The sequence below is a fragment of the Marinobacter sp. Hex_13 genome (genome assembly GCF_001566815.1).
GTDB classification, from domain to species: Bacteria; Pseudomonadota; Gammaproteobacteria; order Pseudomonadales; family Oleiphilaceae; genus Marinobacter; species Marinobacter salarius.
Genome location: NZ_LSMM01000038.1, coordinates 106,842 through 123,658 on the forward strand (window position 1 = coordinate 106,842; position 16,817 = coordinate 123,658).

Here is a 16,817-nt window from a genome sequence, read left to right on the forward strand (position 1 = left end):
GTCTCTCCTGTTGCTTACTGCATATGCCAGCCGTGACTGACCACAATGGATTGGCCAGTCAGTGCCGCCGAGGGGAAGGCCGCCAGGTGCACTGCCAGCTCGGCGACGTCTTCCAGGGTGGTGAATTTGCCATCGACGGTATTCTTCAGCATAACCTTACTGATGACCTCTTCTTCGGAAATGCCCAGCTCCTTGGCCTGCTCCGGGATCTGCTTGTCCACCAACGGCGTTCTGACAAAACCAGGGCAGATGATGTTACTACTCACACCATGCTCGGCCCCCTCTTTCGCCACCGCCCGGCACAGGCCCAGCATGCCGTGCTTCGCCGCCACGTAGGGCGCCTTGAGGGGAGACGCTTCCAGGGAGTGGACAGACCCCATATACAACATGGTCCCGCCCCCACTGGCGTACATCTGTTTGAGGGCTGCTCGCGTTACCAGAAACGCCCCGTCCAGATGAACATTCATCACTTTACGCCAGTCGGCAAAGGCCAGTTTATGCAATGGGTCGATATGCTGGATACCGGCGTTGGCCAGGGCCACGTCGAGGCCACCCCATTTTTCCACGATGGCGGCCACGCCTTGGTCAACCGCCTTCTCATCCGTAACGTCCATGGCCAGGGCCATGGCGGTGCCCCCTGCCTTTTCAATGGCATCAACGGCGTCCTGGGCGCTTTCCAGGGTGAGGTCGGCCACGGCCACCCGGGCGCCCTCACGGCCATATTGTTCGGCTATGGCCCGGCCAATTCCGCGCCCTGCCCCGGTGATCAGGGCTATCCGGTTTTCTAGACGCATGTTTCTCTCTCCTTAGTCGTAAGCCACGCTAGGCAGCCAGGTCGCGATTTCGGGCACCAGGAAGACAATCGCCAGAGCCACCAGCTGAATAATGATGAAGGGTATGACGCCCTTGTAGATGTCGGTCACCTTGATTTCCGGCGGCGCCACACCCTTGATGTAGAACAGTGCAAAGCCGACAGGTGGCGTCAGGAACGACGTCTGCAGGCACATGGCGAAGAGGATGGTGAACCACACCAGATCAAAGCCCAGTTGCTGAACCACCGGTGCCACCAACGGCAGGATGATCAGGGTGATCTCAACCCAGTCGAGGAAGAATCCCAGCAGGAACACCCCGAACAGAATGGTCAGAACCACGCCATAGGGACCGAACGGCAGGCCGAGCAGGGCCTCTTCGATAACAGCATCACCGCCAAGGCCCCGCAGCACCACGGAAAACGCCGTTGCGCCTAGGAAAATTGCGAAGATGAAAGCGGCCGTGCGGGTGGTTTGCTGCAACGACGCATTCAGCACTTTCAGCGTCAGTCGTCGGGACATCAGAGCCAGTAGCAACGCACCCAGAGCACCAACACCAGAGGCTTCGGTGGGAGTGGCGATGCCAGCGAAAATAGAGCCCAGGACACCGAGAATCAGCGCCGCCGTGGGCAAAACCGCCTTGGCAACTTCCCAGACAATACTCCAGGACACTTTCTCCGTACCCTCGGGCACCGGAGCAATATTCGGCTGCAACATCGGACGAATCATCGCATAGCCAACGTACATGGCACCCAGCAGCAGACCGGGCAGAAACGCGCCCATAAACAGATCGCCCACAGAGGCTTCCGGGACCGCCAGTCGATCCGCCATCAGCACCAGCATGATGGACGGTGGAATCAGGATACCCAGAGTGCCGGTGGCACAGGCGGTACCAACGGCAAATCCCTTGTCGTATTTGTTCTCCATCATCACCGGCAGGGACAACATACCCAGAAGCACCACCGACGCACCGATAATGCCGGTGGTTGCGGCCAATAGTACGCCGATCACAATCACCGTCACGGCATAACCGCCACGCACGGCACCAAACAGTTTTACCATGCTGTTCATCAATCGTTCGGCAACGCCGGACTGATCCAGCATGATGCCCATGAAGATGAACATGGGCAGCGCCACCAGGGTCTCGCTGTTAACGATGCTCCAGATTCGTTCTGGCACGAGGCCCATTGATGAGGGGTAATCAAACCAGAGGTTGGCACCAAAATTCTCTACCGCAACAACACCGACCACCGTCCAGATGACGGCCGTGCCACCCAGCACCCAGGCCACCGGATAACCGGTCATCAACAATGCCCCGAACGTCAGGAACATGCCGATTACAAACAGGGTTTCAAGCTCCATCAGGACGCATCCTCTTTCTTGTTATTCCCGGACTCGACCCGGACTGGCTTTGGAAAACCGAACAGCAATGCCGTCACTTTCAGCAGGCGCGACAGTGCGGCCAAGGCGATAAGGATAAATGACAGCGCCAGGACGGCTTTCAGGAACCAACGATGTGGCAGCCCGGCCGGTGCCTGACTGGTTTCGCCCTGTTGCCAGGAACTGAAGGCGTAGGGAACCATCTCGTAAATCGCCAGCCCCAGGAAGGGCATCAGCAGGAACAGCAGGCCAAGCAGTTCAACCCAGCCCTGACCTCGCAGAGACAGCCGCTCATGGAGAACGTCTACCCGAACGTGGTCATCCACCACCAGGGTGTAGCCCAGCCCCAGCAACCAGCCGATGCCCGCCAGGTGCCACTGGACCTCTTCGAGCGTGACCGAACCCTGACCGAACGCATAACGGCCAACGACAGCCCAGATAATAACGCCAGTGACCACCACCCAGAGCCACGAAGCACCCTTGCCGATTGCCGAAATCACGCGGTCCATCCATTGACTGACGCGGGTTGTCGGCAGCTCGGTATGGTGATGTAAAAATTCGTCGGTGCCAGACACCGATGGCCGCACGTTCTGCGGTGAGCCTTTACCAGACACCGTCATACAACAGTTCCTCACTCAGAAAGCCGATTGTGAAACAAGGATGGCCCCGAAGGGCCATCCAGACTTGATCAGAGAATACCGACGCTCTGGCCGGCATCTCGGGGTCGGCCCCGGACCTTACAGATCCGCCGGAACATAAGCGCGGGTGTCCCACACCTTGTACGATTCCATGAACTCCTGCTGGCTTTCATAGACGCGCTTGAAGTCGGCATCCTTGGAGGCTTCTTCCTCAAGCACTTCCTGAGTTACTTCCTTCAGCTTGAGCAGAACGTCGCGGGGGATCTGGTCGGCCTGAACGCCCTTGTCCTGGAACTCGGCCAGAACCTTGCCGTTCTTGTACTCGCCTTCTGCGAGACCACGCGTGGTCGCCGCGGTGCAAGAAGCCTCAACCAGCGCCTTCTGGGCGTCAGTCGCACGAGCCCACTCATCCTTGTTGATCAGCATATACTGAGCCGTGAACTGCTGGTGCCAACCCGGGAACAGGTTGTACTTGACCACCTGATTGAAGCCGAGAATCTGGTCGATGGCGGGCATGGAGAATTCGGTGGCATCAATGGTGCCTTTCTCCAGTGCCTGGTAAAGCTCGCCGCCGGGCATCATGGTGACGGACGCGCCAAGCTTCTCCAGAACCTTGCCACCCAGACCGGCGAAGCGGATCTTCAGGCCTTTGTAGTCTTCCAGGGTTTCGATGGGGTCGGAGTACCAACCCGCTGTTTCAGGCCCAATGATGCCGCACAGTTGTGCGTGTACATCGAAGCCTTTATTGGCATAGGTTTCCTGCAGCATTTCATGCCCACCGCCGAAGTAATACCAGCCGATATAGGCAGGTGGCTTCATGCCGAACGGAACGGCGGCAAACAAGGGAATCGCTGGCACCTTGCCCTGGTCGTAACCAATCCAGGTGTAGCCGGCGGATACCTTGCCATCGGAAACCGACTGCAGAATATCAAACGGGGGAACCAGCTTGCCGGGCTCGTAAACACGAACCTGGATGCTGCCATCGGAAGCGGTATTGAGGTTTTCAGCGACCCAGGCGGCAGGTGACCCCAGGCCAGGCAGGTTAGTAGCGAAGGCGACCGGCATTTTCCAGCGCAGGTCATCTGCGAACGCCGATCCGGTAGTCAGGGCGATCGCACCGGCGATACCGGTAAGTGCCTTGAAGAGTTTCATTGGCAAGTCTCCTAGCATTGTTGTTGTATTCGGCCAAACAGGAACGTTCCCGACGGGCCTTATCTGAGTGTAGTCAGACATCGCAGGAAACGAGACAGACAAGATGTGTTTTGGGTCCAACGATAGCGCCAGTCTTGTTTTCTGCGTTGTTCTGACGTCCTGCATCCGGGATATAGCAGGCACTGTGCCAATCACAATATTTTGTTATTTATCAAACAGATAAAAACGAGGAAAGACATCGCACATGACAGACAGTCCGGAAAACCGGACGCATATAGACATCCGTCGTAGGGGTTTGTACGGATAACAGGACAGGCGTCCTGATTTCAGGACATCTTGGCGAGTTTTTCGTAAAGCACCGAACGCGAAATACCCAGCAGTTTGGCTGCCCGGGTACGATTGCCACGACTGGCGACCAGTGCTTCTTCAATTGCCTGGGCTTCGGCATCGGCCAGGGTTTTAGCCAGTGGACGCACCGGCTGTGGCACCAGCGATGAGGCTGGCCGGTTGCCACTGCGGGGCAACACCTTGAAAATGGCATCGGCGTCCAGCAGACCACCGTCTTCACCCATGGTCAGGGCCCGCTCCAGCACATTGCGCAGCTCACGGATATTACCGGGCCAGTCGTAACCGCCCAAAGCTGCCACACCAGCGTCGGTGATTTCACCCCGCATCTCCAGACCGTCGCAGATTTCACCCAGCAGGGCCTCACACAACACGCCCAGATCGGCCAGGCGGTCCCGCAACGGAGGAATAGGGATTTCCAGCACGTTCAGCCGGTAATACAGGTCCGACCGGAACTCACCTTCGGCAATCATCGCCTCCAGGTTGCGACTGGTCGCGGCAATGACCCGCACATCCACCGAGGCCACCTTGTTGGAGCCCAGAGGCTCAATCTCACCTTCCTGCAACGCCCGCAGCAGTTTTGCCTGCAACGGCAGTGGCATATCCCCGACTTCATCCAGAAACAGGGTGCCGCCGTTGGCGAGCTGGAACTTGCCTTCCCGGGTGCGGCGATCAGCCCCGGTGTAGGCTCCGGGTGCCACGCCGAAAAATTCAGCTTCCAGCAGGTTGTCTGGAATCGCAGCCACGTTCACGCCCACAAAAGGCTTGTCGGCACGGGTAGAAACGGAATGAATGGCCTGCGCCAGCACCTCCTTGCCGGTGCCGGTTTCACCCAGCAGCAGCACCGGCATGTCACGGCCGGCCGCCAACCGGGCCCGGCGCTTGACCTCCAGTGCTGCGGGGCTGGCACCCACAAAGTCGGCGAGGTTGTAGCGAGTGCCACGCGCCTTCTTGGCCAGCGCCTTACGAGCAGCCGCCAGGTCCTGATGCAGGCGACGGTACTTGGCCACCAACGGCGTCAGCGGTTGCAGGTCGTCATACAGCACAAACGCCACCGCCCCCATGATGCGCCCTTCGTCATCATAAAACGGCAGCCGGGTCACCACCAGTTGTTGCTTGCTGTGCTCCATGATATCGAGCAGCAAGGGTTTTCCGGTTTCCACCACTTCCGGCATGCGGCTCTGGGGGATCACCTGGCGGACAGGTTTACCGATGACCGCCTTGGGGTCTTCCAACCCAAGCAGATGGGCATAACTGTTGTTGATCCAGGTAATACGGCTTTGGTGGTCAACCGCAATCGCGCCGGCGCTGGCTTCCTCAAACATGGGAAACAGCGCTTCGATCAGATCCCTGGTCAGGCCACTCTTGTTATTCTCGGTAAACAGCTCTGTCATGTACCCTGTACCACCGGGTTGGATGTTATTCATGGCAATATCCAGAGCACCCGGCGAGCCGGGTGCAGAGACGGAAGTATATGGCGCCCCCGGAATAGGGGCAAACAATGCCGGCCCGGAATCTGACCGGGCCGGCCGACAGGGGTGTCAGTCTGGTATCTGCACCTGATCGTCAGCGAACACGATGCGGTCGCCGGCATCCGGGGCAGGATCGATCGGGGTCAGGTTAGCCTCAGACAGAGGGGTGGCCATATCGCCACGCGGTACCGTTCTGACCACCTGACTGGGCGGCAAGGCCTGCTTGTCGGCAAGGTTCGCCCACACCAGATCCAGGGCCTGGAAGAAGTAGTGATGCAGCGGCACATACCGGTCCGCAATCCCCGGGAAGCCGTTGAGGACATCCAGGTGGTGGGCATTGAGAATCTCGTAATACCTCAGCTTGCTGTTGCTGCCCTCAACCCGCTGGTTCAGCCCGAAATAGGGCCGCGAGGTGTGGTTGATGGGCAGGATGGCGTCGGCACGACCGGTCACAAAGACCGTTGGCTTGCCCCGCAGGTTGCCAGACGCGCGAATTTGCTCAACGCCATCAGCAATACGCTCTGACCATTCCGCGGCATCACCCGACAGCGGGCTTCCGGTCACGGCATCGGTGCCCAGGGCAAGGCTTCTCAGACACAGCAGAGCATCCAGACCGTAATCCTGCTGACTGGTGCTGGGCGATGCACTGGCACCCAGATTGGTGGGCTGACCTTCGGCACCGTCGTACACCAGATTCACCCCGGCACTGGGGGGAATACCGTTACTCGCGGAGAACAGCGCTGCTTCCTGCGCCGCAGTGATCGGCGTGACCGCTCCGCCAGCCCCCGTAGCCGCCAGGCTGATATCACACAACCTGTCCTCAACACCGGCCTGACCGTAGGCGTTGGCATAGGTGGTGGAGATGCTCTGGGCAACCGCCAGCCCGAAATGAACCGGTGCCAGCAGGTTCTGCTCCGGCTGGATACCCACTTCCTCTTCCAGGATGCGCAGCGCATCGGAGGCGCGGTCGTCGGTGGTAGCGCCTGTCACCAGGCCCTTGTTGGCCAGTGAGTTACAGATGTTCTCCGCAATCGTGAAGTTGTTGAATGTGGCGTTCAGTGGCGCCACATCACGCACTTCCGGTGCAATGTTCGCGCAACCCTGATACACCGCCAGCGCTGTGGTGTAATCCAGCAGGCTGCGGCTGTGTTCGGCCAGTTCGGGGCCACTGCCTTGGCGGATGGTAAAGCTGGTATCCACCTGCGGATTGACGTTGGGCTCCGACACCGCCACCCCGTCGATCAGCCCCTTATCGTCAAGCTCAGCGGCACGGACCGAAGCCCCACCACCGTTGGAAACGCTGGACGCAATCACCAGGGTATCCTTCGGCTTCACCTTGATCACTTTGCGGCCATTACCGGTTTCCTGCCCGAATTCCTCGTTCAGCACATAGAAGCCGAACTCAATCGACTGCAGTACATGCCGCCCCCAGTCAGCCTCGGGGTTGGCCTTGGAGTGAGCGTGCTTGTAGGCGAAACGGTCCGGCCAGGCGGCATCAAAATCAGCCCGCGCCTGGGCATCCAGATCGGCCCGGAACTGCACCGGCTCATCCGCCTGGATAAGAGTACCGTCGATACGCTGGGCAGAGTTGGTGGCCAGGTTGTGGGAACCGGTTCCCGTGCCCTTGTCGGTGTAGACCACGGCGCAGCCTTTCTTCAGGCCCCATTCGCCGGCGGTGCCGATCGCGCCGTAAATGCCGCGGGAACCGGACGAGGGCGCCGTTACCATACAGGCCTGCTCGGGGTCGAAACTGGACGGCACCTGGACCATCACAGTCACCGGCACATCACTGCCATTAACCGTCATGTAGGCCAGGTATTCATTACCCGCAATCAGCCCCTCGCCACTGCTATCGACCTGGGGACCAAAGAATTCGCCGTAACCACCACCGGGCACGGTGTCCACAAGAGCCCGATAGTTGTTGTAGATGGCCAGCGTCCGGAGTTCTTCAGGCGTGGGGTTGAGCGGATCATCAAAGGCCGGTGCCGTTGCACTGGCCAGGCCGCTGGCGCCAAGGCCACCGGTCAGAAGATCATCGGTGACGCCATCATACTGAGTGGAATGGACCTCTCCCTGGATGAATCCCGGGAGTTGGTTGAACGGTTTCTTGCTGCTGTCGTTGCAGGCGGTACCCGTCAGAGCCACCGCACCAATCAGCGTGTACTGAAATAGCGTTTTCATAGGTTGTTCCCTGTTGTTTTTGTTAGACATGAGAACCCGGCGTACACGAACGAAGCCGGGTACCATAACAGGGGCCATGCGTATCCTGTGCCAATACAGCAGGACGTTGATTTTCATTGCTTTTTCTTTGAATTGCTCTAATTCTCAAGCACTATTTCCGGATTTCCGGACAGTGGTCAGAGGGGGAGGTGGGCGGAAATGCCCTCTACGGGCCGTCTCGCGACATTGTCCTGAAGCCAGGACAGTGTCCCGTTTTCAGGACAGCGCTGAGCACCGCACAATGCATCCGTGGTCATATTCGAGACGTATAAGTCTTCGTTTCCGCCCGGATGAACGGAGAGTCCATGCACATCAACCGCCTGCTGGCATTGGCCGCCAGCACCTTGCTATCTGCCTGCGCCTCACACCTGAACGCGCCAGCGGAAACGGTGTCGGTACCCGATACCGGCTTTCGCACCACAACTGGCATCACCTATTCCCCGGACAACTGGCCTCAGGAGCTCCAGGCGGATCTTTATCTGCCAGACAGCCCCGACCCCGCACCTGCAGTACTCCTGGTGCATGGCGGTGGTTGGGAACGGCGTTCGCGGAAGGACATGACATGGATCGCAGAGCACCTGGCCGGCCGGGGCTTTGCCGTGATGAACATTGATTATCGGTTTGCACCTGAACACACCTTCCCGGCGCAACTCCACGATCTTCAGATAGCCATGAACTGGCTTCATGCCAGGGCGGGAGCCTACAACCTGGACCGGAATGCGATCAGTGCATTTGGCTTTTCTTCCGGCGCTCACCTGGTCAGCTTGTTGGCCGTGATTGCCGAAAACCAACACCCGTTGAACCAACCACACGGAGGCGCGGACGCGCGGCCGGTGGCTGTTGTTGCCGGTGGCTTGCCAGCCGACCTGCGAACCTTCGGGTCCGGAAAGCTGATCCGTCAGTTCCTGGGCGGTGATCTGCAGGACATTCCGGGTGTTTATGAGGCCGCCTCGCCGATCACCCACATTACCGCCGGCACGCCTCCGTTTTTCCTGTTCCATGGCGCCCAGGATATGCTGGTGCCTGCGGATCAGGCGCGGGATTTTCGGGCACGCCTTGCGGAGCATCACGTTGAGAGTGAGCTTTACCTGATGCACCTGCGAGGCCACATCACCAGTTTCCTGACGGCCGGCAATGCGGTTGAGAAAGCCACAGACTTCCTGATCCGGCACACGGAAAAGCGGCCGGAGTGACTAAAGAGTCACAAACGGAGCAATTGTTAATGCCAGGATGACAACGATGGCCAGGCAAGCCGCCAGGGTCGTCACCGGCTTGCGGCGAAGCCGATGCCAGAATCCGCCGACCCGGCCCGCCGCCAGATCCTCCTCGTAAGCGTCACGCTGACGCTGCAGGCGCTCCTTCTGGTAGGTCTGCAGCAATTCCCGGGCTCGTTGGGCCTCCTCATTGTCGTGGACCCAGAATCCACCCATGCTGATACCCCAGCGACTGGGAGGCGTCTCGTAGTAGGACACGTTGTGCGTCTCGAACAGCTCGCGTATTTCGTCCGCCTCGTCGTCGGGGACGTGACGAAGGTTCATGAGGTGGTTGGTCATGGTAGGTCCGACACCGGTTTATGGGATACCCTTATCATCCTAGACCCTTATCCTAGCATTCCGCGGCGTGTCTCACCGCCCAGTTGATCAGGATACTCGATGCCAGACAGCGCCATTCGACGATTACTGGAGTTCGACAATCAGGTTCAGCGCGACCGCGACCAGAACCCGGTGTTCCTGCACCGGCGGGATCGCCGTTTTGCCCTGGACTGCCACAACCAGGGCGTCAGCCCGGGCCCGGATCGGTGGCTTGAACATGTCAGGCGCCTGTCCCGCCGTGGACCGACCGATGACCCGTTGAAATTCTGGCGAAGGTTGACCACAGGTTTTGCCCTGGCGGGGCTCGTTGCCGGAACGCTGGCCATGCTGGGGCTACTGTTCTACGACGGTGGCCAGCGAATCAATCTGACGGTGATCCTGGCCTTCGTGCTGCTCCAGTGCATCCTCGCTGTGGTTACCACTGTCCAGGCCTTTGCCGGCTGGCAGCCCTGGCGCTGGTTGCTGAGGAAGTTTGCGGTCGCACGCCACTCGGGCGCCCTGCGAACACTGCAACCACTGTTAATGGCCCGTGCCGCCCATACCGGCGGACTGGCGTTTGGTGTCGCCGGACTGATAACCCTGCTGGTACTGGTGGTGATCCAGGATCTCGCCTTTGGCTGGAGCACCACCCTGAATACCGGCACCGACAGCTACTACCGCATGCTATCCGCCATCGCCACACCCTGGCAGCATCTGTGGCCTGCGGCGATGCCGGACCGCGAACTGGTGGATGCCACCCGGTTCTTCCGCAGCCAGTCTTCCACAACGACCGATCCGGCCCTCTGGGGGAGTTGGTGGCCGTTCGTGGCAATGGTCTGGATGATCTATGTCGTCCTGCCCCGGCTCGCTCTGCTAATGGTGGCGATCGTTCATCCCCACATGCGCGCGCGTAAGGCGCTCCGAGCCCATCATGGCTGGGTCGCCCTCCAGTACCGCATGGAGACACCCACCGTGGACACGGGCAATCGCCACAATGACGCCGCCGACCAACCGGATACGACAACGTCTGCGAAATTGCAGCCTATCCCCAGGGCCCAGGCTATTATTCGCTGGGCGGAAGCCGGCAGGCCAGCGCTGCCGCAAACCATCATCGCAGGAGACCAGGAGCCCCTCGCCGCCGGCGGTAGCGCCTCGCTCGAGCACGACCATCACATCATCGAACTGGCAAACCAGCGACTGACCAGTGCTCTCACTCCAGCGGCCATTATCGTCACCCGCAGTTGGGAACCACCCACCGGCGAGCTTGCGGATTTTCTACAACAGGCCCGCGAAACATGGCCAAGGCAGACCACCATTGCGCTGGTACCGATGGCAGCTCAACCAGACCAGTCGCCACCGGACCATCAACTCAGCCAGTGGCTGCGGTTTGCGGAGCGTACGGAGGATGAGAGGATGGTGGTCAGCACGCCGATGACAACACCGCCGGATATCCTTATGCACCGCGCACTGCAGGACCAGGACGAATAATGAAAGCCCCCGTGTTTGCCGTGGTCGGCCACCCCAACAAGGGCAAATCCAGCATTGTGGCCACGCTGTCCCAGAACGACGCCATTGCCATCGCGCTGGAGCCTGGAACCACCCGTAAACATCAGGCCTATCCGTTGGCTGTCGATGGCAAGACACTGTACACACTGGTGGACACGCCGGGGTTCCAACGCCCCCGGCGTGTCCTGGAATGGCTTGAAGCCCACAGCGTGTCTGCCTCTGACCGGGCCGAAACCGTCGAGGCCTTTGTGGTCCAACACCGCCAGGACAACGGCTTTGTCGATGAATGCGAGCTCTTGCAACCGCTCATTGAAGGCGCGGGCATCATCTACGTGGTTGACGGTTCGGTTCCCTACAGCACCCAGCATGAAGCGGAGATGACCATCCTGCGCTGGACCGGCCGGCCGAGCCTCGCCTTGATCAACAGTATTGGTGAAGACGACTACAGCGACACCTGGGCCAGGGCGCTCGGCCAGTTTTTCCAGGTTGTCCGGACCTTTGATGCGGTTCGCGCGCCCTTCGAGCAACACCTCAGCCTGTTGCGAGCCTTTGGGCAACTTGAGCCGGACTGGGAGCAGCCCCTGGACAGCGCGACGGCGTTTCTCTCGGCGCAGAGACGGCAACGCCGCACCCAAGCGGCCACACTCATCGCCCGTAGCCTGGAAGACATGATGTCCTTCCGCGAAAAACGGACACTGACCACACTCCAGACCAGCGAAATCTCCGATCACGACCTGGCCGCACAGTTGCGCAAAAGCTGGTATGACAACCAGAGAAAACGGGAACAGCACCTTCGAATTGCCATTGAGAAGCTCTACGAGCATCACCGTGTACAACGACAGGAAGCGGAACTGGAATGGCACAGTGAACACGACCTGTTCAGCGAAGACAGCCACAAAGCCTGGGGAGTAAACCGCCGCTACCTGGCCACCGCAGGCTTCGGGGCCGGTGCCGTGAGCGGGGCCGGGGTGGATGCGTTGACCCTTGGCCATTCACTGGGCGCCGGAGCCCTGGTAGGCGGGCTGATCGGTGCCGCAGGCAGCTATTTTTACGGCGACCGCCTGGCACTGCCGGTGCTCAATACCGGTGTACTGAAAAATGGGCTCAGGACCGCCACCTTCGGGCCTGTACAAGACAGCCAATTCGGCTATGTTGTATTAGGAAGGGCCGTTAATCACTGGTGGCATATCAGCCACCGAAATCATGCCGGCCGGGAACTGCTGGATCTTGAACCTGCCGATGACCATTGGCTTGAGCAACTCGACCGCAGGCAACGCCGGACCATCCATCAGGCCTTTGAACGTTGCCGGAAAAAGCGCGCCCTGGATGACAAAATGAGGATAGCCTTTATAGTCGCCATCGAGCAGTCGCTGGACGCCTACGACGATTGGCGGTTGAACCGAACCTGACGGGGATGTTTATACTGTAAGGCTGCTCCATCACACAGCGAGGGATAAGTATGAAAATTGTACGAGTTCAGGACATCATCGGCTCCGAGCGCGAAGTATCAGGGCCGGGCTGGACCAGCCGCCGCATGCTGCTGAAAAAAGACGGCATGGGCTTTTCATTCCACGAGACCATCATCCCTGCGGGCGCCGAGCTGAACCTCTGGTACAAGCATCACCTTGAAGCTGTATATTGTGTCGCCGGTAACGGCAGCATCTACGACAAGGCCACTGGCGAAACCCACGAGATTTCCGATGGCACGCTTTACGCGCTGGACAAGAACGACCCGCATACGCTGCGTGGTGGCACCGAAGACATGCGACTGATCTGTGCCTTCAACCCGCCCGTCACCGGCCGTGAAGTCCACGACGAAGACGGCGCCTATCTCCCGGACACCGGCGACAACTAAGCCCGGCCCCAGTGGCTGACGTTTCAGGCACAACAACACCGCCACCGGCAGCCAAGCTGCTCCCGGTGGCGGTGTTGCTTTGGCTGGCCGGTGTTTATCTGCGCATACCGGTATTGGTTGCACCTCCCCTGGCGCCGTTCATCAGCGACGAACTCAGCCTGTCCCAGGCTCTGACCGGTGCGCTCACCACTCTTCCAATATTGATGCTGGCTGTCGGTTCCATGCCCGGTTCCCTGGCCATCGCACGGATGGGCCCACGCAATACCCTGGCGCTGGCCATGGTGATCATGGTCATCGGTTCCGCCGGTCGCGGGCTGTCACCCGATACCATCACGCTTATGCTGGCGAGTGCCGTCATGGGCCTGGGTGTGGCCATGATGCAGCCCTCCCTGCCGGCACTCCTGCCACGCTGGCTCGAACCCAAACATCTGGCCATCGGCTCCGCTATCTACATGAACGGCATGCTGATGGGCGAGTTCATCGGCGCCGGCATCACCCTCCCGGTACTGATGCCACTGATGGACGACAGCTGGCGCGCCACCCTGCTGGCCTGGTCACTGCCCGCGTTGCTGGTCGCTGCCGCTCTGTTCCTTCCCCGCCGGGAAATGGCACGGCCGGTGAAAAAACCGGCCTGGCTACCCGACTGGAAAAACCCACTGACTCTGCGAATTGGCCTGCTGCTGGGCCTGTCAGGCTCCCTGTTCTTCGGCCTTAACGCCTACATGGGCAATATCCTGGAGCAACAAGGCAACTTCGACATGCTGGCGGACGCCTTGTTCTGGTATAACTTCGCCCAGGTGATCGCCTCCCTGGTCATGCTGAAAATGGCGAGATATTGGGTAGGCCTCAAAGGCCCCATCATGGTGATGGCAACCTGCAGCATCCTGGGCACAGTGGGAACGGTCGTCTTCACTGGCTGGTGGTCAATAGCCAGCGCAACGTTTATGAGCTTCACGGCCGGCATTCTGCTGATCCTGCTGGTGGCTTTACCCCCTGTACTGGTGGAATCAAGAGAAACGGGGCGACTCTCAGCAGGAAACTTTCTGGTTGGTTACACAGTGGCGTTTTCTGTTCCCATGATCGGCGGGTTACTGGCCGATTGGGGCAACGACGCCCGATACGCCATTATCTTTATCATCGCCTATTGCGCTCTGGTTCTTCCCCTGACTTTTACCCTTGACCTGAAACGACAAAAGGGCCAACCCGAAAGTTGACCCTCTGTCTGGTGCCATTGATCTATGCTTTGCCGGGCCGCGGGGTGGGGGTATTTTTTCCTTGGAAATGGAACTCGCTTCGCTCAGACACCCATTTCTGGCGGAAAATATACCCCCACCCCACGTCCTTACCGCTGGCTTAGATGTAATAGTCCTTTAACGGGGGGAAACCGTTAAACTCTATGGCACTGTACGTCGTGGTGTAGGCACCGGTGGACAGCCAGTACATGCGGTCGCCGATGGCCAAATTCAGCGGCAACGGGTACTTGTGGTGTTCGTACATGATATCGGCGCTGTCGCAGGTTGGGCCTGCAATTACACAGTCCTCGCCTTCGCCGGATTTCTCTGTATAGATCGGGAACTTGATGGATTCATCAAGCGTTTCGATCAAGCCACCGAATTTACCAACATCGGTGAATACCCAACGGTGTAGGGCAGTACGCGATTTACGTGAAATCAGCACCACTTCACTTACCAGAACACCTGCGTTGGAAATCAGCGAGCGGCCCGGTTCGATAATAATCTCGGGCAAATCATCGCCAAAATCCTCATCCAGGAAACGCTTGATCTCATCCGCGTAGGTTTTCAGGTCATTCGTACGGGTAATGTAGTTGGCCGGGAAGCCGCCGCCCATGTTGATCATCTTCAGTTCGATGCCGTCCTCTTCCTTCAGACGCTCGAAAATCACCTTCACCTTGCCCAGGGCGGCGTCCCACGCGCCGATTTCCCGTTGCTGGGAGCCCACGTGGAAGGACACGCCGTAAGGCACCAGACCCAGATCGCGGGCCAGGATCAGCAAGTCCATGGCCATGTCGGTCTGACAGCCGAACTTGCGGGACAGCGGCCAGTCAGCGGTCAGGGTGCCTTCGGTCAGGATGCGAACATACACTTTCGAGCCCGGAGCCGCCTTGGCGATGTTGCGCAGGTCCGCTTCCGAATCCGTCGCGTACAGGCGAACACCTCGCTCATAGAAGGTGCGGATGTCCTTTGCCTTCTTGATGGTGTTGCCGTAACTGATGCGGTCGCCCGTCACACCCAGGCCCATGACCTTGTCGAGTTCGTACACCGACGCGATATCAAAGCTGGCGCCCTTGTCCCGCAACATCGTCAGAACCTGCGGGGCAGGGTTGGCCTTCACCGCATAGTAGACGTTGGCATAGGGAAAGCCTTCCACCAGTTCATCGTACTGGCGGTTGATGGTCGCGGTATCAATCACGACGCAGGGCGTGTCCTTGGTATCGGCAAATGCCTTGATACGGGCAAAGGTCTCGGCGTCGTAGTAGTCAGTGATGATGGCGTTGGTGGATTCGGTCATGGATAGGGTTTCCCTCCAAAGGGCAAACGGGTCGTTCAAACAACATAGGTACCGATCCGGTACCCGTCAATCGCGCGATCATCGGTTCTTTTCCGGGGGCGTGATATGAGCATATCTACCCATAACCACCGTCTGGCCCGTTTGCCTTCAGCTCACACCGCGACTGGCCACAACGGCGCCGGCCCGGTGGGGCCGTTCGGGTCTTCGGGCTCGGCCTGGCGCTGCAGGTAATCCAGAATCGCAGTTTTCAGATCACTACCCTGACCGAGTCCCTGATTGCCGAATAGCCGATTGAACTCAAGCACGTAGGGATACCCCTCCACCAGGGCGATATCAAACCCCGCGTGATCCACCTCCAGCTCCCGCGCAAGGCGCAGTGCCAGATCGGTTACCACGGAAGGCACTGGCCCCCGGTCGATGCGCCCACCCTGCGACACGTTATTGTAGAACCCCTGGTCCGCCTGGGTTCGCCAGTAGGCGGATACCACTTTGTCCCCGACAATCACTACCCGCACATCCCGATCAATCGGCAGGTATTCCTGGGCATAAAGAACATGGGTCCGCTCGCAATAACGCTGCCAGTCGGCTTTGTTTTCGATTAACCACACACCTTCGCCCATGCTGGCTTTGGGCAGCTTGGCCACGAAGGGCACGACCATGGCATCCCACACCGCCTGCTGTTCCTCCGGGCCATTGGCTTCAATCAGAGTCCACGGAGTGTGTTCAGGTGCGACCGCCTGGAAAGCCCGGGTCATTTCCACCTTGTCGTGGCCGATGCGATAGCTGGCGACACTGGGGAAAACGCGGCATTTCAGCCCGTGTACGAGGGCATTCAGCTGCCAGTATTCCGGGAACAGCACCCAGTCTGCGTCTTTAAGCAGCTCTTTGTGGGCCAGGAACTGTTCGGGCTTGAGGGTTTTGGTGTCCGGGAAGCCGAGGGTGCGGAATATGTCGAAGGAGACCAGTTTCATTTGGGTTGGGGGCGTGGTTGGGTTGGTCGCATTTTATACAGGTTTGGGTTGGGTGCAATGTTTATTCTTTGCTTTGGCTTTGGGTTGGACTGGGGGTTTAGGGGAGGGGCATGGGGGTGTTTTATTTTTCAAATGAAAATGAACTCGCTTCGCTCAGACACCATTTTCTTTATTGAAAAATAAAACACCCCCATACCCTTAGTTAACGCCAGTTGTCGCACCGATTTACTGTGGTTTTGACTGGGTTTACCTGAGAGCTTTTTACCGCTGGTACGGTGTCCGCACGCATACATTCGAAATCAAAGCGCAGTTAAATTCCAGCTTTCCGTAACGACATCACCATTTGTCAATAGAGCGGGGAGGTGGGGG

The 16,817-nt window shown here is 59.0% G+C and carries 14 protein-coding genes; 5 read left to right on the plus strand and 9 right to left on the minus strand.

The genetic code is table 11. The features are described from left to right. Positions 1 to 14 precede the first annotated feature (14 nt). The 6 genes from AXW11_RS10275 to AXW11_RS10300 all read right to left on the minus strand — a co-directional run bounded on the left by AXW11_RS10275 (position 15) and on the right by AXW11_RS10300 (position 7,977). The gene (locus AXW11_RS10275; protein ID WP_041332767.1) at positions 15 to 794 is read right to left on the minus strand and encodes a 3-hydroxybutyrate dehydrogenase; all 780 of its coding nucleotides are present in this window, start codon (positions 792 to 794) and stop codon (positions 15 to 17) included. Between the two features lie 12 nt (positions 795 to 806). Then, positions 807 to 2,171: a TRAP transporter large permease gene (locus AXW11_RS10280; RefSeq protein WP_085678163.1), complete on the minus strand. Its 1,365-nt coding sequence runs from the start codon at positions 2,169 to 2,171 to the stop codon at positions 807 to 809. After that, entirely contained in the window at positions 2,171 to 2,809 is a 639-nt protein-coding gene (locus AXW11_RS10285) for a TRAP transporter small permease subunit (protein ID WP_036207725.1), read from the minus strand. Before AXW11_RS10285 ends, AXW11_RS10280 begins: the two co-directional genes overlap by 1 nt. Before the next feature lie 117 nt (positions 2,810 to 2,926). After that, positions 2,927 to 3,979, minus strand: coding sequence for a TRAP transporter substrate-binding protein (locus AXW11_RS10290; protein ID WP_041332765.1), 1,053 nt, complete (start codon positions 3,977 to 3,979; stop codon positions 2,927 to 2,929). 326 nt (positions 3,980 to 4,305) lie between these two features. Next, on the minus strand, positions 4,306 to 5,751 hold the full coding sequence (locus AXW11_RS10295) for a sigma-54 interaction domain-containing protein (RefSeq protein ID WP_227664900.1): 1,446 nt from the start codon (positions 5,749 to 5,751) through the stop codon (positions 4,306 to 4,308). Positions 5,752 to 5,865: 114 nt separating this feature from the next. Continuing rightward, positions 5,866 to 7,977: a 3-hydroxybutyrate oligomer hydrolase family protein gene (locus AXW11_RS10300; protein WP_041336445.1), complete on the minus strand. Its 2,112-nt coding sequence runs from the start codon at positions 7,975 to 7,977 to the stop codon at positions 5,866 to 5,868. Positions 7,978 to 8,321: 344 nt separating this feature from the next. Here AXW11_RS10300 and AXW11_RS10305 point away from each other — a divergent pair, with 344 nt between their 5' ends. Beyond that, a complete protein-coding gene (locus AXW11_RS10305; RefSeq protein ID WP_091642629.1) occupies positions 8,322 to 9,209 on the plus strand; it encodes an alpha/beta hydrolase in 888 nt (295 codons plus the stop codon). Here the strand turns inward: AXW11_RS10305 and AXW11_RS10310 are convergent, their stop codons facing one another. Next, positions 9,210 to 9,569, minus strand: a complete 360-nt coding sequence (locus AXW11_RS10310; RefSeq protein ID WP_036207734.1) for a DUF6164 family protein — start codon at positions 9,567 to 9,569, stop codon at positions 9,210 to 9,212. A gap of 99 nt (positions 9,570 to 9,668) precedes the next feature. Here AXW11_RS10310 and AXW11_RS10315 point away from each other — a divergent pair, with 99 nt between their 5' ends. The 4 genes from AXW11_RS10315 to AXW11_RS10330 are packed head-to-tail and all read left to right on the plus strand — an operon-like array spanning position 9,669 to position 14,162. Further along, the gene (locus AXW11_RS10315) at positions 9,669 to 11,075 is read left to right on the plus strand and encodes a DUF2868 domain-containing protein (protein ID WP_041332761.1); all 1,407 of its coding nucleotides are present in this window, start codon (positions 9,669 to 9,671) and stop codon (positions 11,073 to 11,075) included. Then, positions 11,072 to 12,502 (plus strand): GTPase/DUF3482 domain-containing protein, encoded by a 1,431-nt coding sequence (locus AXW11_RS10320; protein ID WP_091642632.1) that lies wholly within the window; start codon positions 11,072 to 11,074, stop codon positions 12,500 to 12,502. The genes AXW11_RS10315 and AXW11_RS10320 overlap by 4 nt, the downstream gene beginning before the upstream one ends. Positions 12,503 to 12,552: 50 nt before the next feature. After that, positions 12,553 to 12,948, plus strand: a complete 396-nt coding sequence (locus AXW11_RS10325) for an ectoine synthase (RefSeq protein ID WP_007155480.1) — start codon at positions 12,553 to 12,555, stop codon at positions 12,946 to 12,948. Positions 12,949 to 12,959: 11 nt separating this feature from the next. Further along, positions 12,960 to 14,162, plus strand: coding sequence for an MFS transporter (locus AXW11_RS10330; protein ID WP_085678174.1), 1,203 nt, complete (start codon positions 12,960 to 12,962; stop codon positions 14,160 to 14,162). Positions 14,163 to 14,301: 139 nt separating this feature from the next. Here the strand turns inward: AXW11_RS10330 and AXW11_RS10335 are convergent, their stop codons facing one another. Both AXW11_RS10335 and AXW11_RS10340 read right to left on the minus strand, forming a co-directional pair. Continuing rightward, complete coding sequence (locus AXW11_RS10335) at positions 14,302 to 15,477, minus strand: type III PLP-dependent enzyme (RefSeq protein ID WP_041332759.1); 1,176 nt, start codon at positions 15,475 to 15,477, stop codon at positions 14,302 to 14,304. 152 nt (positions 15,478 to 15,629) lie between these two features. Beyond that, positions 15,630 to 16,448, minus strand: a complete 819-nt coding sequence (locus AXW11_RS10340) for an ATP-grasp domain-containing protein (RefSeq protein WP_041332757.1) — start codon at positions 16,446 to 16,448, stop codon at positions 15,630 to 15,632. Between the last annotated feature and the right edge of the window lie 369 nt (positions 16,449 to 16,817).

Coding starts and splice junctions, on each gene's coding strand:
- AXW11_RS10275 (WP_041332767.1), bottom strand. CDS start 794: ATGCGTCTAGAAAACCGGATAGCCCTGATCACCGGGGCAGGGCGCGGA.
- AXW11_RS10280 (WP_085678163.1), bottom strand. CDS start 2,171: ATGGAGCTTGAAACCCTGTTTGTAATCGGCATGTTCCTGACGTTCGGG.
- AXW11_RS10285 (WP_036207725.1), bottom strand. CDS start 2,809: ATGACGGTGTCTGGTAAAGGCTCACCGCAGAACGTGCGGCCATCGGTG.
- AXW11_RS10290 (WP_041332765.1), bottom strand. CDS start 3,979: ATGAAACTCTTCAAGGCACTTACCGGTATCGCCGGTGCGATCGCCCTG.
- AXW11_RS10295 (WP_227664900.1), bottom strand. CDS start 5,751: ATGAATAACATCCAACCCGGTGGTACAGGGTACATGACAGAGCTGTTT.
- AXW11_RS10300 (WP_041336445.1), bottom strand. CDS start 7,977: ATGAAAACGCTATTTCAGTACACGCTGATTGGTGCGGTGGCTCTGACG.
- AXW11_RS10305 (WP_091642629.1), top strand. CDS start 8,322: ATGCACATCAACCGCCTGCTGGCATTGGCCGCCAGCACCTTGCTATCT.
- AXW11_RS10310 (WP_036207734.1), bottom strand. CDS start 9,569: ATGACCAACCACCTCATGAACCTTCGTCACGTCCCCGACGACGAGGCG.
- AXW11_RS10315 (WP_041332761.1), top strand. CDS start 9,669: ATGCCAGACAGCGCCATTCGACGATTACTGGAGTTCGACAATCAGGTT.
- AXW11_RS10325 (WP_007155480.1), top strand. CDS start 12,553: ATGAAAATTGTACGAGTTCAGGACATCATCGGCTCCGAGCGCGAAGTA.
- AXW11_RS10335 (WP_041332759.1), bottom strand. CDS start 15,477: ATGACCGAATCCACCAACGCCATCATCACTGACTACTACGACGCCGAG.
- AXW11_RS10340 (WP_041332757.1), bottom strand. CDS start 16,448: ATGAAACTGGTCTCCTTCGACATATTCCGCACCCTCGGCTTCCCGGAC.